Source organism: Microbacterium sulfonylureivorans (assembly GCF_003999995.1).
In the GTDB taxonomy this organism is placed as follows: domain Bacteria; phylum Actinomycetota; class Actinomycetes; order Actinomycetales; family Microbacteriaceae; genus Microbacterium; species Microbacterium sulfonylureivorans.
Genome location: NZ_RJAD01000001.1, coordinates 213,010 through 227,030, shown reverse-complemented (window position 1 = coordinate 227,030; position 14,021 = coordinate 213,010). Strand labels below are relative to the sequence as shown.

Sequence of the window (14,021 nt, the reverse complement as noted above, 5' to 3'; positions counted from 1 at the left end):
GTGCGTGTGCACGCGCCGGCGAACGCCGTCGGCGAACACGACGAGGGGCGCCGTCCCTGGCGGAACGACGCCCCTCGTTCGCTGCGGACTACGGCGTGTACGGCGCGCTCGGCGCGTCGATGGCCGCCTGCGCCGGGGCGGAGCCCGTCTTCAGCGCGGCGAGGCGCGCCTCGACCTCGGTGAGCTCGCCGACGTCCTCGAGGCTCTCGAACTGTGCGTCGAGGCTGGATGCCGCGAGCTCCTGCTTGCCGGCGGCGAGGGCCTCCTGGCGGCGGACCTTGTCTTCGAACCGGCCGAGCTCGCTCGTCGGGTCGAGCACGTCGATCGACTTGACCGCGTCGTGCACCTTGTTCTGGGCTTCCGCCGTCTTGGCGCGGGCGAGGAGCTCGGAGCGCTTGGACTTCAGCTGCTCCAGCTTCTGCTTCATGCCGTTCAGGCCGTCCTTGAGCTTGGCGACGACCTCGGTCTGCGACGCGATCGTCGGTTCGACCGCCTTGGCCTCGTTCTCCTCGCTGATCTGACGCTGGAGAGCGATCTTGGCGAGGTTGTCGAACTTGTCGGCGTCGGCCGTGCTGCCCGCGGTGCGCAGCTCGTCGGCCTTGCGGCTCGCCGCGAGAGCCTTGCTGCCCCACTCCGCCGCCGCCTGGACGTCTTCCTGGTGGTCGCGCTCGAGGAGGCGCAGGTTGCCGATTGTCTCGGCGACCGCCGCCTCCGCGTCGGCGATGCTGTTGGTGAAGTCGCGCACCAACTGGTCGAGCATCTTCTGCGGGTCCTCGGCAGAGTCGAGGAGTGCGTTGATGTTCGCCTTCATGAGGGTCGAGATACGACCGAAGATGGACTGCTTCGCCATCGGTTTTCCTTCCTATCGGACAGAACTGCGGGAGTGACGTGTGAAGTTCCGGGTCGCCGGGACGGCGCTGCACGGGGTCAGAAGCGACCACCTCCTCGACGAGCGCGTGTGCCGCCCCCGCCGAAGCTGCCGGGGCGCACGCCGCCGGAGGAACCCCCGCCGAACATGCCGCCGAGGCTTCCGCCGCCGGACGATCGGCCGCCGCCACCACCCATCATGGAGTTGATGAGGATGCCGCCGAGCACGGCGCCGAGCACGTTGCCGCCACCGCCGCCCTGCTGCTGACCGCCGCCGAACATGCCGCCGCCCTCGAACGAGCCGACGTCGCCCTGTGCGAGCTGGATCGCCTGGCCGGCGAGCTGGTCGGCGCGCTGGGCGTGCTGCATCGCCTGCTGCGGGTCGTCCGCTTGGAGCTGCTGGGCCCTCACCAGCGCCGCCCCGGCTTCGGCCAGGCGCGTGCGCGCCTCCGCGCCGACCGCTCCGCGCCGGGCCGTGATGTAGTCCTCGGCGGTCGAGACCTGCGCCTGCGCCTGCATGATCAGCTGCCCGACCATCTGCCGCGCGCGCTGCGTCTGGGCCTCGGCATCCCGGATGCCCTGCACGAGCGCATCGATCTGCCGGTTCGCCGCCTCGAGGCTCTGAAGTGTGACGAGCGGCCGCTTGGCCGAGCTCGCCAGGTTGGCCTTCGCGGCGTCGATCTGCTGAGCGGTGGCCGTGATCGCCGCTGCCACACGACCGTCGGGGTCGGGGAGGGCCTGGGCCGTGACGACGTCCTGCTCGAGCTCGGCGACGAGGGCGGCCGCGCTGCGCTCGCCCTCGGCGAGGTCGTCGGCCAGCTTGCCGATCGCGTCTTCGAGCAGCACCGCCTGGCCGACCGCCTCCTCGGCGGCACGGATGCCGACGGCGGCCTCGCCGCCCTTGCCGGCGCCGATCGACGCCTGCGCGGCCGCGAGCTGCTCGTCGGCGAAAGCGAGGCGCTGGCGCGCCTGATCCGGGTTGTCGGCGACGGTCGCGAGCGCCTCGGCGGCATACGACGAGCGGAGGGTCTGCAGGCGGGCGGCGGCGCCGTCGAGGGATGCCGCGGCCCTGGCGTGCTGGTCCTGGATCCGCGCGAGCGCCTCAGGCGCGTTCTGCTCCAGCTTGCGGAGCTCGTCGAACGCCTCGGCCTTCTCATCGAGAAGCGCATTGGCCTGCTCGCACAGCGCGACGATGCGCGTGTTCCAGCCGCGGACGTCCTGGTCCGAATCCGGGGTCGCGTCGTCGAGCTGCTGCTTCAGGGTGAAGGCCTCGTCGAGGTTCGTCTTCGCGGTCGCGAGGGCCTGCTCGAACTCCGTCGTGGCGGCGTCGCCGAACTGGGCCCTGGCGAACCCGAGCTCCTGAGCGCTGGTCTTGATTGCGTCGTCGGTCTGCACGAGGGCGGATGCCGCACGCCGTTCGAGCTCCTCGATCGGCAGCTGCTCGACGGCGGGCACGCCGGCACCGCCCGCGACCTGGCCGGACTTCTTCCTGCGGCTGCGCAGGACGAGCCAGATCACGAGTACGACCACGGCTGCGATGACGATGACCCAGATGATGCCCGTGAACCCGCCCGCGCCCGCTCCGCCGCCCGCGCCGAGGGCGGAGCGCATCGAGTCCGCCGTCGCGGTGATCGCCCCGGCGTAGTCGCCCTCGCGGAGGAACGGCTGTGCGGCGGCCTCGGCCGCCCTGACCTCCTGCTCGCTCAGCGGGCCGTCGGAGTCGGCGGAGAGGTAGTACTGGCGACCTTCGGTGGAGACGGCCAGGAGGTACTGCGACGGGCCGAGGCCGTTCTCCTGGGCGACGATCGTGGCCCACTGCTCACTGTCGGACGGGTCGGTGAACGCGTCGACGAAGACGACGTAGAGGTCGGCTTCGGTGGAGGAGGAGAGGTCGGTCAGCTCCGCCTCGGCGGCGGCGAGCTCGTCGCTCCCGAGCGCCCCTGTCTGGTCGAGGACGTACGCCGAACCCAGCTGCACCGGGTCTGTGGCCCACGCGCCCGCGCCGATCGCCGTCATGGCGACCACGAGAGTGGCCGTGAGCGCCGCCGCCCATCGCGCACGCATCGATTCCCCCTCCGGGACGCGGAATCCAGCCCCCTACGCGAGTCTATGCAGGCTCGGGCATGACGGGCTAGCCCGGGCGCCCGACGGCACGCGGTGTCGGCCGCGGCGCGGGTCGCTCCGCGGCCTGCCGCGCCCTGGGAGGTAGCCTGTGCGACTCGGAGGACACATGGACGATCGCTACGGCACCGACGTGCTGGCCGATGGATGGCGCGCACGCGCCGCGAAGCAGCTGGCGCGGGTCGAGGCATCCCGCGACCTCGTCGTGGAGGTCGCCGCCGACGGATTCTGCGGAGCCGTCGTCGGGGTCGCCTCGGGCATGGTCGAGCTCGAGGATCGCCGCGCACGGCGCCGGCTGTTCCCGCTCGGCCCCGGCTTCCTCGTCGAAGGGGTCGACGTCGTGCTCGTCGCGCCCGTCGTGGCGCCCGCCAAGCCGCAGCATCGGCGCACGGCCTCCGGGTCGTTCGCGGCGGCGGACGCCCGGGCCCGCGTGGCACGGGCGAGCCGCATCTTCGTCGAGGGACGCCACGACGCCGAGCTCGTCGAGAAGGTGTGGGGCGACGATCTGCGCGCCGAAGGCGTGGTCGTCGAGTACCTCCAGGGGATCGATCTGCTCGACGCGGCACTCGGCGAGGAGCCGCCGTCTGCGCAGCGCCGGTACGGCGTGCTCGTGGATCACCTCGTGCCGAACTCGAAGGAGTCCCGCATCGCCCAGGCGATCGAGCGCGGGCCGCACGGAGCGCACATCCGCATCGTCGGTCACCCCTGGATCGACGTCTGGCAGTGCGTGACGCCCCGTGCGATGGGGATCGAGAATTGGCCTGTCGTGCCGCGGGGCATCGAGTTCAAGGTCGGCGTGTGCCGCGCCCTCGGCTGGCCCGCGCGCGACCAGGCCGACATCGCCCGTGCGTGGCAGCGCATCCTCGGCTCTGTGCGCAGCTATCGCGACCTCGAGCCCGCCTTCCTCGGCCGCGTCGAGGAGCTGATCGACTTCGTCACGCAGGACTGACCGGGCCGCCGTCGTCCCCGATGCATCCGGGAGCCCGCCGCTGCCGTACAGCCAGGTCGGTCACGTCGTGACGGCGCTCGCTAGCCTGGAGGGGTGTCCGACTCCGTTCCCCCCGCACAGACCCCGCCCAGTACTTTTCGCGAGCGGCCGGTGTCGTTCGTACGCCGGAGCGGCCGCATGTCGGATGCCCAGGACCGTGCCTGGTCCGAGCTCGCCTCGCAGTACGTGATCGAGTCGCCGCGCGACCTCGCCGCGACGAGCATCCGTCCCGGCTCGGCGATCGACCCCGGCGAGGTGTGGGGGCGCGCGGCGCCGCTCGTGGTCGAGATCGGATCGGGGCAGGGGCACGCGATCGTGCATGCCGCGGCATCCCGCCCCGAGACCGACTTCCTCGCGATCGAGGTGTTCCGTGCCGGCCTCGCCCGCACGATGCTCGATGCCGACAAGGCGGGGGTGCGCAACCTGCGCCTGGTCGAGGCGAACGCTCCCGAGGTGCTCGAGCACCTGCTGCCCGAGGCATCCGTCTCCGAGCTCTGGGTGTTCTTCCCCGACCCGTGGCACAAGAAGAAGCACACCAAGCGCCGCCTGGTCACCTCGTCGTTCGCCGGACTCGCCGCACGTGCGCTGACGGACGACGGGATGCTGCGTCTCGCCACGGACTGGGAGGACTACGCCCTCCAGATGCGCGCCGTGCTCGGCGCCGCGCCCGACTTCGCCCCTGAGTTCGAGGGGGACTGGGCCGAGCGGTTCGACGGGCGCGTACTGACCGCCTTCGAGCGCAAGGGCGCCCGCGTGGGCCGTGATATCCGCGACCTCGCCTACCGGCGGAGGCCGCGCCCGTGACCCAGCCGCACGAGCCGGCGGCGCCGCCCGTCGTCACCGGGCCGCCGGGATCGGACGCCGCGTCCCGCGACCGATGGCGCGTCGTCCGGCCGCTCGGCCACCGCGACTTCCGCGTGCTGTTCGGCGCCGTCGTGCTGTCGATCTTCGCGGCGGGCATGTGGGCCGTCGTGATGGTGTACTCGGTCATAGACGCCGGAGGAGGGCCGCTCGAGCTCTCGCTCGTCGCCGGCGCGAACGCGACGGGGCTGCTGCTCTGCGCGATCCCGGGCGGCATCGTCGCCGACCGCGTGTCGCGACGCACCATCGTGCGTGTCGTCGAATTCGTCAACTTCGTCGCGATCACGTCGGTGGTCGTCGCCGGTGCCGCCGGCGCGGTCTCGATCCCGCACCTGACGATCGTCGCCTTCGTGCTCGGCGCCGGGGCCGGGTTCTTCTTCCCGGCCTACACCGCGATCCTGCCGCGGATCCTGCCGCAGGGGCAGCTGCTCGCGGCCAACGGGCTCGAGGGCGCGATCCGCCCGGCCCTGCAGCAGGCGGCCGGCCCCGCCGCCGCGGGGATGCTTCTGGCCGCCCTGGTCCCGAGCCATGCGGCGGTGGTCATCTCGATCGCGTACGGGCTCGCCTTCGTCGGGCTGCTGTTCCTCCGCACGGAGCCACCGGCTCCCCACGACGAGCCCGAGCGCGCGGCATCCGTCTTCCACGATCTGAAAGAGGCAGTGGTCTTCACCGTCCGCACGCCGTGGCTGTTCGCGACCCTGCTGTTCGCGACCGGCTGGGTGCTCGTGTTCGTCGGGCCGGAGGAGGTGCTGCTGCCGTTCCTCACGCGCGAGCGCATCGGCGAAGACCCGCGCTGGTTCGGCTTCCTCCTCGCCGTCTACGGGCTCGGAGGGGTGGTCGGATCGATCGTGGTGTCGTCGATGAAGCTGCCCCGCCGGTATCTGACGGTCATGAACCTGGTGTGGGGCGTCAGCACGCTGCCGTTCATCGTCGTCGGCATCACCGACCAGTACTGGCTGATGCTGGTGTCGATGTTCATCATCGGGTTCGGGTTCAGCTACGGAAACGTCATCTGGGGAACGCTGCTGCAGCGGCGGGTGCCGCGCCACATGCTCGGACGCATCTCGAGCCTGGACTTCTTCGTCTCACTCGCGCTCATGCCGCTGTCCATGGCGCTCGCCGGCCCGCTGTCGGAGGTCGTGCCGCTGCAGACCATCTTCATCGTCGCGGGCATCCTCCCGCTCGTGTTCGGCCTCATCGCGATCTTCGCGGCGCGCATGCCGCGGGACGAGATCGCCCACCCCTTGGACCGCTGATGCCCGCGTCTCCCGCCGCCGCCCCCGTCGGCACGCTCCCCGCCTGGTCGTGGCGCCTCGCCCCGGCCCTGCTGGTGTGCCTCGCCGCACCGGCGTTCTTCGTTGTCCGCATCCCCTGGATCGGCTGGGCGCTGCTCGCTGCGGGGCTGGTCGTCGCGTTCCTCCTCGAGCGAGCGGATGCCGCGCCTTCCGCCGCCGCGGCCGGCGCGACCGCTGTGGGCACACGGCGGCCGAGCATCGTGCGCGACCTCTCGCTCATCGCCGTCGGACTCTTGATCGTCAGCGCGATCCCGCTCGAGGCCGAACTCGACAACGTGGCATTCGTCCGGTTCGCGGCCGCGCTCGGCGGCGCCGTGGCCGTGCCCTACGCGATATCGCGGTGGGCCTATCGCGACCACGCCATCCGGTTCCCCTGGCGAGGCGGCGGGAGATGGACCGGGTTCCAGTGGTCGTGGCTGGCGATCGTGCTGGTGCTCGGCTGGCTGATCCTGCCCTTCTACTTCATCACCTCGGGCGTCTACCTCAACTGGCCCGTCGTCGACACCCCCGACCTCATCGCGCGCCTGTTCGTGGGCGTCGGGGCGGTGGGCATCTGGGACGAGCTGTTCTTCATCTGCACGTGCTTCGCCCTGCTCCGCCGCCACTTCCCCTTCTGGCAGGCGAACGTCCTTCAGATGCTCGTGTTCGTCTCGTTCCTGTGGGAGCTCGGCTACCGGTCCTGGGGACCGGTGCTGACGATCCCGTTCGCCCTGCTGATGGGGTACATCTTCATGAAGACGCGGTCGCTCGCCTACGTCGTGACGGTGCATCTGCTCTTCGATGCGGTGGTGTTCCTCGTGCTCGTCCACGCGCACAATCCGGGCATGCTCGACTGGCTGTTCCCGCTCTGATCGTCGGCCGCGCTGCCCAGGCCCTGCCCAGTCGCGTCGGGTAGGTTGGATCGCGGATCCCTCCCGGATCCCCGGACGACGGATCAGTACCCGGTGCGCGACAAGACTGGCCAGGAGCACAGTCATGGCGTGGGTCATCCTCATCGTTTCCGGAATCCTCGAGGCCGTCTGGGCGACGGCGCTCGGCCTGTCCGAGGGCTTCACCAGACTCTGGCCGACCGTGATCTTCGGGGTCTCGCTGGCGCTCAGCATGGGCGGGCTCGCGTGGGCGATGCGCGAGATCTCCACCGGTACGGCGTACGGCGTGTGGGTGGGCATCGGCGCGTCGCTGACCGTCGCCTGGGCGATGCTCACCGGCGCGGAGTCCTTCTCCGTCGTCAAGCTCCTCCTCATCCTCGGGCTGGTCGCGTGCGTCGTGGGTCTCAAGCTCGTCGGGCACGAGTGAACGGGCGGCAGATGAGGGAAGGGTGAGTCTCGGGCGCAACCTCTGGAACTCGGTGGCGGGGTGTGCGAGCATGCCCGCAGGCAGCCGACGCCAGAGGGGTCGTCGGCGGAAAGGCACAACATGCCGATCAAGAACAGGCGCGTCTGGGCGGTGGCGACCATCGCCGCGCTGACGGCCGGAGTCGCACTCGCCTCACCGGCGTACGCGGCACCGAACAACAACTCGGTGAAGAAGCTCACCAAGGCGGTCACGCTCGAGGGGGTCATGAGGCATCTGGAGGCGCTTCAGGGCGTCGCGGACGAGTTCGGCGACCGGGCCGCGGGACGCCCGGGGTACGGGGCATCCGTCGACTACGTCGTCGAGCAGCTCGAAGGCGCGGGCTACGATCCCGTCGTGCAGCCGTTCGAGTTCGACTACTTCGAGGAGAACAGCGAGCTGACCCGCACGGTGGGCTCGACGACCACGACGTACGTCAACGAGTCGGACTTCGTCCGCAACCAGTTCGATACGGGCAGCCCCGAGGGCACGGCGACGGGCTCGCTCGTCGTCGTCGACTATCCGTCACCCGACAACACGAGCGGCTGCACCGTGGCCGACTTCGGCACCTTCCCCGCCGACAGCGTGGCGCTCGTGCAGCGCGGCGGCTGCGGCTTCGCGGTGAAGGCGGTCAACGCCCAGGCCGCTGGCGCGGAGGCGGTCATCATCATGAACAACAACGGTGACGAGAGCCTCGTCGGCATGATCGGCGCCGCGCCCGGACTCACCATCCCCGCGGTCTTCGTCCAGAACTCCGTGGGAGTCGACCTGGCGAGCACGCCGGGCGCGACCGTGACGGTCACAGTCGACTACGAGGCCGACGTGCGCACCGCGTACAACGTGCTCGCCGAGACCTCGAACGGCGATGACTCGAACACCGTCATGGCCGGCGCACACCTGGACAGCGTCCAGAACGGCGCGGGCATCAACGACAACGGCTCGGGCAGCGCTGCGCTGCTGGAGACCGCCATCCAGATGAAGAAGGTCAAGCCCAACAACACGGTGCGCTTCGCATGGTGGGGCGCCGAGGAGAGCGGCCTGCTCGGCTCGGAGCACTACGTCGCGAACCTGACCGACGACGAGATCGCCGACATCGCGCTGTACCTGAACTTCGACATGATCGGGTCGCCCAACTACTTCATGGGCGTCTACGACGGCGACAACTCGAGTGGCACGGCACCGGCAGGGTTCATTCCCGAGGGGTCCGCGCAGATCGAGGACGTCTTCGAGGGGTTCTACGAGAGCCGCGGCGAGCCCTACCAGGACACCGAGTTCTCGGGCCGCAGCGACTACGGCCCCTTCATCGCGGTCGGCATCCCGGCCGGCGGCCTGTTCACCGGTGCCGAGGGAGACAAGACCGCGGCGGAGGCCGAGCTGTACGGCGGCGTCGCCGGCGCGGACTACGACCCGTGCTACCACGCACCGTGCGACAACCTCACGGGCGAGGGAAATGACGCGGCGCTGTACGCGCTGCTCGCCGAGGACTACGACCTCGTCGGGAACATCAACACCTACGCCCTCGACGTGAACGCCGACGCCCTCGCGACCGCGGTGGTCACGTTCGCCTTCGACACCTCCACGGTGAACGGGGTGAGCTCGCCGGGCAAGTCGCACGGCAAGGCGAAGAGCCTGGCACCCATGCAGGAGCTCTTCACGAAGTGACTGCTCCGACCGGATTCTCACCCTCAACCTCACGTCGAAATGACTTCCGTGTGAACACTTGACGACGTCGGCGGGCTGAGTAGATTCGGTCCTGCGAAGAGAGAACAGAGACGAAGGAACCCGAAAGGGAACCGGATACAGAGACCGCAGATCGCACTGATGATCGCCCCGAGGCTTCGGCCCCGGGGCGATCTTCGTGTGCGGACGGAGTCTCCGCGGCATCGTGCGCAGGGAGCGCCCCCGGCCCGAGGGTCGAGGGCGCTCCCTGCGTCGATCCGGCGTCGGACGTCAGCCGGTGCAGGCTCCGGCATCCTTCCAGGCGCCCCACTGCTGGCTGCCCGGCGTCTCGCCCTGCGTCCACCACTGCGCCTGCCAGATGCGTCCGCCGTGGGTGGCCTTGTCGCCGGTCAGGTAGATCTTGCTCGCCTGCCAGGCTGCGGGGCACTGGCCGGGCTGCGGCGGGGTTCCCGAGCAGTCGCGCACCTCGACCCAGACGCCGCCCTCGCTCGGGACGTTGTTCTGCGTCCACCACTGGGCCCGGTACTCCTTGCCCTGGTAGCTGACGACGGCGCCGCCGGTGTAGGTCGCCGTCGCGCTCCACACCGCCGCCGCGCACGTTCCGGGGTCCGGCGTCGGTGTCGGCGTCGGAGTCGGTGTGGGCGTCGTCGTCGGATCCGGCGTCGGCGTGGGCGACGGCGTCGGGTTCACCGGATCGTCCGACGGCCCGGTCGGCGCCGCGCGGAACTTGTCGGCCATGAATCCCACGAGCTCGTTGTTCCGATCGCCCGAGAGCTCCCACCACATGCCGCCGCCGAGGCCCTTGTCGACGATGTACTGGGCCTTCTGAGCCGTGGTCTGCGCGTTGTCGTACGACCACCACTGGCTTCCGTCGTAGCGCCACGCGGCGCCGATCGTAGCGTCGTAGTGGTCGGTTCCGCGGGTCTTGAGCTTGTAGTAGTCCTCGTTGCCCGCCTCGTACGTGCCCGGTGCCGCGCCGGTCGCGCTGCCCCACGGAGTCGACGAGGTCGCGCCCTGCCAGCCGCGACCGTATGCCGCCATGCCGACGCCGAGCTGCGCGGGCGAGATGCCGGTGCGGAGGTATTCCTTCACGGCCTTGTCGACGCTGAACCTCTGCGTCGCCGGTCGCGGGTCGCGGGGGTCGTCGTACAGGTTGCCCTGGTGTCCGGTCAGGGTCGGATCCCACGCGCCCCAGAGGTCGTAGCCCTGGATGTTGCCGTAGTCGAGGTCCTGGAAGATCGCGGGGTCGTTCCAGCCGCCCGCCGCGATGTCGACAGGGTTCGCGGGAAGGAACGCGCTCAGCTGGTAGGCCTTGCCGCTCGTCTGCGAGTACGCGTCCAGCTGCACGCGGAACTCGCGGATGAGCGCCTTGAAGTTCGCCTTGTCGTTGACGGTGTCGACATAGTTGCCTTCGAGGCCGTTGGGCGAGCCGGGCCACTCCCAGTCGAGGTCGAATCCGTCGAAGACGCCGGCTGCGCTGCCGGGGCCGCCGCGCCCGTCGATCACCGGCAGGTTGCCCTTGATGAACATGTCGACACAGCTCGAGACGAACTTCTTGCGCGAGGCATCCGTCGCCGCCGCCTTGCTGAAGTTCTTCGACCAGGTCCAGCCGCCGATCGACATCATGACCTTGAGGTTCGGGTTCTTCGCCTTGAGCTGCTTGAGCTGGTTGAACGATCCCGCGAGCGGCTGGTCCCACGTGTCCGCGACGCCGGCGACCGAGTTCGCCGCGGTGTAGCCCATGCCGAAGTCGGCCCATGCGTCGCCGGCGCCGTCGGAGCCGTTCGGACCCGTGCCCTGGGCCTTGTTCGCCTCGAAGCACGTCAGGGTCTGGTGATGGATGTTCGCGAACGAATAGTTGATGTGGGTCAGGTCGGCGGCGGCGCCGGAGTCCTGCAGCTGCTTGAGCTTGAAATCGCGGCCGTACACGCCCCACTGGGCGAAGTAGCCCACGTTGCGGTAGCCGTTGATGCCGGGAGCGTCGGCGGCGGACGCGGCGCTCGTCGCAACGGCGACGAGCCCGCCGACGGCGAGGGCGCCGGCGGCGACGGCGGCGATCAGTTTGGTCAGACCGGGGCGTGGTCTCGGTTGTGCGGGCATGGGTGTCCTTCCTGGGGGAGGGGCGGCAGGGGATGCCGTGACGTCAGGCTAGGAACGCGCGCATTTGTTCAGCGTCCGTACATTCCACATTCCTCCCGACGCAGGCGGGCCCGCGTACGTGTTTCCCCGTACGCGGGCCCGCCGCCAGAGGCGCTGTTCAGCCGCAGGTCACCCCCGTTCCCCACGGTCCCCACTCGCCGGCGCCCGGGACATCGCCGGTCGTCCACCACTTCGCCGTCCACTCCCGGCCGGAGTGGCTCACGACGGCGCCCTGGGTGTACACACCGGTCGCGCTCCACGCCGGGGCGTCGCAATCGCCGGTCCCGCCGCCGGTGCCGCCCCCGCCGCTGCCGGGCGATACGACGGCGACCCCGCGGGGGAGGTCGTAGAGCGTGGAGTACGTCTCGGCGCCGATCGTCACGCGCAGGTTCGAGATCTGGCTGATCGGCAGCGACCACGACAGCTTCGTCGAAGCGCTGCCGCCTGCGGGGATGCCGCCGGCGGGCACGGTGATGCGCGCGGTGTGGAAGTCGCCGTCGAGACCGCCGACGTTGTCGCCGGTGTGGCCGGACGAGACCTTCACGATGCCCCAGCCGTTCTGCTCCTTGAGCTCGCCGGTGTCGCTCGTCGCGTAGTCGAAGGTGATCGTCGCCCCCGCTGGGATCGCGGCAGGGGAGCCGTTGCGGAACGTCACCTTCGGATTGATCGGATAGTTGCTGTCGCCCAGCGCGAACTCGGTGAACTCGACGTCCAGCGCGAGCGCTTCGGAAGGCATCGCCGCATCTGCCTTGGTCGCCCCGTACGGGTCGGAGTCGCTCAGGGTCGCGTGGATCCGGTCGACGAGGCTCGACCCGATTCCGTACTGGCCCTTCTGGGCGTCCCAGGCGTAGTCGCCTGCGAGTTCCCAGATCATGACTCCGCCCAGCCCCTTGTCGGACACATAGTCGGCCTTGGCCTGGATCGCCTGGTCGGAGTCGCCCGACAGGAACGTCCGGGTGGTCGAATTCCACCACCACTCGGTCTTCGACACCGTGTCGAAGTGATGCGTGTACGTGCCGGCGAGGGGTCCTGTCGGTGCGCCGTACGCGGCGGCGTAATCGCCGACGATGCCCTGCTGCAGGTTCAGCGCGTGCCAGATCGGGTTGACACCGGAGGGCACCTGGTTGCCGTTGCCGTCGAGGTCATGCCACAGGTTGTCGACGCCGACGGCGCCGTTGCCGCACTTCGAGGTGCCCCCGATCGTCGGTCCCGTCCCGGCCGGGCACGCGGCCTGGTTCGGAAGCGCTGCGCTGCCGCCCAGCCCGTTCACGCCGCCGGTCACGCCGGTCCAGCCCCGTGTGTAGAACGGGACGCCGAGATTGATGCGCCCGGCCGGCATCGAGCCGCGGTAGTAGTGATACGCCCAGTCGGAGTTGAGATAGCCGATGCCCTTGTACGCCGAGTAGACGCCGCCGGCGGCGAGTTCGGGATCCTTGCCGTCGTCGAACAGCGGGGCGTTCCCGGCGACATGGTCGTTCCAGGCGCCGTGCAGGTCGTAGCTCATCATGTTGAGGTAGTCGAGGTACTTCACGACCTGGTGCACCTCCTGCCCGCGCAGCAGCCAGCCCGATGCCGGGGCCGCGACGGTGAGCATGTAGTACTCGCCGTCGGCGGCGGACGCGGCATCCAGCTTCTCGCGCAGCGTCTTCATGAGCGCGTCGTAGTTCCGCCACAGCGTGGCTCGCCGCGCGTCTGAGAACGCGAAGTCGTCGGGGTTGCCGGCCTTGCCGTTGCTCGTCGCGTACTCGTAGTCGATGTCGACGCCGTCGAAGCCGTACTGGCGGATGAAGGCGACCGCCGAGTCGGCGAACCTCTCGCGTCCGGCCGCGGTCTCGGCCATCGTGTAGAAGCCGCCGCTCGCGACGCGGTCTCCGTCGGCGTCGAAGTAGCCGCCGGTTTCGGCCCAGCCTCCGACGGAGACGAGCGTCTTTACGCCGGGATGCTGCTTCTTGAACTTCTCGAGCAGGTTGAAGTGGCCCTGGTAGGGGAGCGACGGGTCCATCTCGGCTCCCGCGACGCCCGGCCAGGTGAGCTCGGTCGCCGCGTCGCCGGCCGCCTCGGCGTTCACCGAGACCTTGCCCGCGCCGTCGATGTGGGCGAAGGCGTAGTTGATGTGGCTGATGCGGTTCCACGGGATGTCGCTCGCGATGTAGCGCGGAGCGCCGTTGTAGCCGGTTCGCCAGCTCGTGAAGTAGCCGATGACGCGGTGCTCGAGGCCGTTGGGGAGCACCTCGCGTCCGTCGTCGTCGTAGATGTCGCAGTACGGGACGTCGATGCCGGGCGTCTGGTAGAGACCGTCGGGACGGCACTTCTCATCGGGGTTCGCCGTCCACGGCGTGCCCGGCTCCGGGGTCGGCGTGGGCGTGGGGGTCGGCGTGGGCGTGGGGGTCGGCGTGGGTGTCGGTGTCGGTGTCGGTGTCGGTGTCGGTGTCGGTGTGGGGGTGGGCTGCGAGCCGTCGCCGCACGCGCCCTGCGACTCCCACGGTCCCCATTGCTCGGTGCCCGGGACGTTGTTCTGAGTCCACCACTTCGCGCGGTAGTTGACATTCAGATGCGACACGGACGCGCCGGCGGTGTACACGTCGGAGGACGACCACGGCGTCGAGCAGACAGCGGCCGCCGTGGCCGGATTGATCGGAGCGACAGCCAGGGTCGCGACCACGGCCAGTCCGGCGAGGATCGCTGTGATCGGTGCGCCTCGTCGGCGCGCAGGGGGGAGTTTCATGGGGCTCCTCAGG

9 protein-coding genes, 1 pseudogene and 1 riboswitch are annotated in these 14,021 nt (G+C 70.1%); of the genes and pseudogenes, 6 read left to right on the top strand and 4 right to left on the bottom strand.

Annotated features, from left to right (window positions below; translation table 11 throughout):
* Positions 1-88: 88 nt before the first annotated feature.
* Positions 89-850: a PspA/IM30 family protein gene (locus EER34_RS01060; RefSeq protein WP_127472735.1), complete on the bottom strand. Its 762-nt coding sequence runs from the start codon at positions 848-850 to the stop codon at positions 89-91.
* A 77-nt stretch (positions 851-927) separates the two neighbouring features.
* A complete protein-coding gene (locus tag EER34_RS17810) occupies positions 928-2,931 on the bottom strand; it encodes a TPM domain-containing protein (RefSeq protein WP_127472734.1) in 2,004 nt (667 codons plus the stop codon).
* Between the two features lie 166 nt (positions 2,932-3,097).
* Between EER34_RS17810 and EER34_RS01050 the strand changes: the two genes are divergently transcribed.
* The 6 genes and pseudogenes from EER34_RS01050 (at position 3,098) to EER34_RS01025 (ending at position 9,126) form a co-directional block, all read left to right on the top strand.
* Positions 3,098-3,937 (top strand): DUF3097 family protein, encoded by an 840-nt coding sequence (locus EER34_RS01050; protein ID WP_127472733.1) that lies wholly within the window; start codon positions 3,098-3,100, stop codon positions 3,935-3,937.
* Positions 3,938-4,114: 177 nt separating this feature from the next.
* Positions 4,115-4,780: a tRNA (guanosine(46)-N7)-methyltransferase TrmB gene (trmB, locus tag EER34_RS01045; protein WP_240642218.1), complete on the top strand. Its 666-nt coding sequence runs from the start codon at positions 4,115-4,117 to the stop codon at positions 4,778-4,780.
* A gap of 51 nt (positions 4,781-4,831) precedes the next feature.
* Positions 4,832-6,093: pseudogene (locus EER34_RS01040) on the top strand (MFS transporter); the annotation flags it as partial.
* Positions 6,093-6,983 carry a CPBP family intramembrane glutamic endopeptidase gene (locus EER34_RS01035; RefSeq protein ID WP_127472730.1) on the top strand — a complete coding sequence of 297 codons (891 nt, stop codon included), beginning with the start codon at positions 6,093-6,095 and terminating at the stop codon, positions 6,981-6,983. The pseudogene EER34_RS01040 and the gene EER34_RS01035, both read left to right, overlap by 1 nt.
* Positions 6,984-7,033: 50 nt before the next feature.
* A riboswitch (guanidine-III (ykkC-III) riboswitch) is annotated at positions 7,034-7,098 on the top strand.
* 9 nt (positions 7,099-7,107) lie between these two features.
* Positions 7,108-7,428 (top strand): DMT family transporter, encoded by a 321-nt coding sequence (locus EER34_RS01030; RefSeq protein WP_127472729.1) that lies wholly within the window; start codon positions 7,108-7,110, stop codon positions 7,426-7,428.
* A 120-nt stretch (positions 7,429-7,548) separates the two neighbouring features.
* On the top strand, positions 7,549-9,126 hold the full coding sequence (locus tag EER34_RS01025; protein WP_127472728.1) for a M20/M25/M40 family metallo-hydrolase: 1,578 nt from the start codon (positions 7,549-7,551) through the stop codon (positions 9,124-9,126).
* A gap of 288 nt (positions 9,127-9,414) precedes the next feature.
* Here the strand turns inward: EER34_RS01025 and EER34_RS01020 are convergent, their stop codons facing one another.
* Positions 9,415-11,244, bottom strand: coding sequence for a glycosyl hydrolase family 18 protein (locus EER34_RS01020; RefSeq protein ID WP_205791303.1), 1,830 nt, complete (start codon positions 11,242-11,244; stop codon positions 9,415-9,417).
* Positions 11,245-11,401: 157 nt separating this feature from the next.
* Positions 11,402-14,008, bottom strand: a complete 2,607-nt coding sequence (locus tag EER34_RS01015) for a glycosyl hydrolase family 18 protein (protein ID WP_164743411.1) — start codon at positions 14,006-14,008, stop codon at positions 11,402-11,404.
* Positions 14,009-14,021 lie beyond the last annotated feature (13 nt).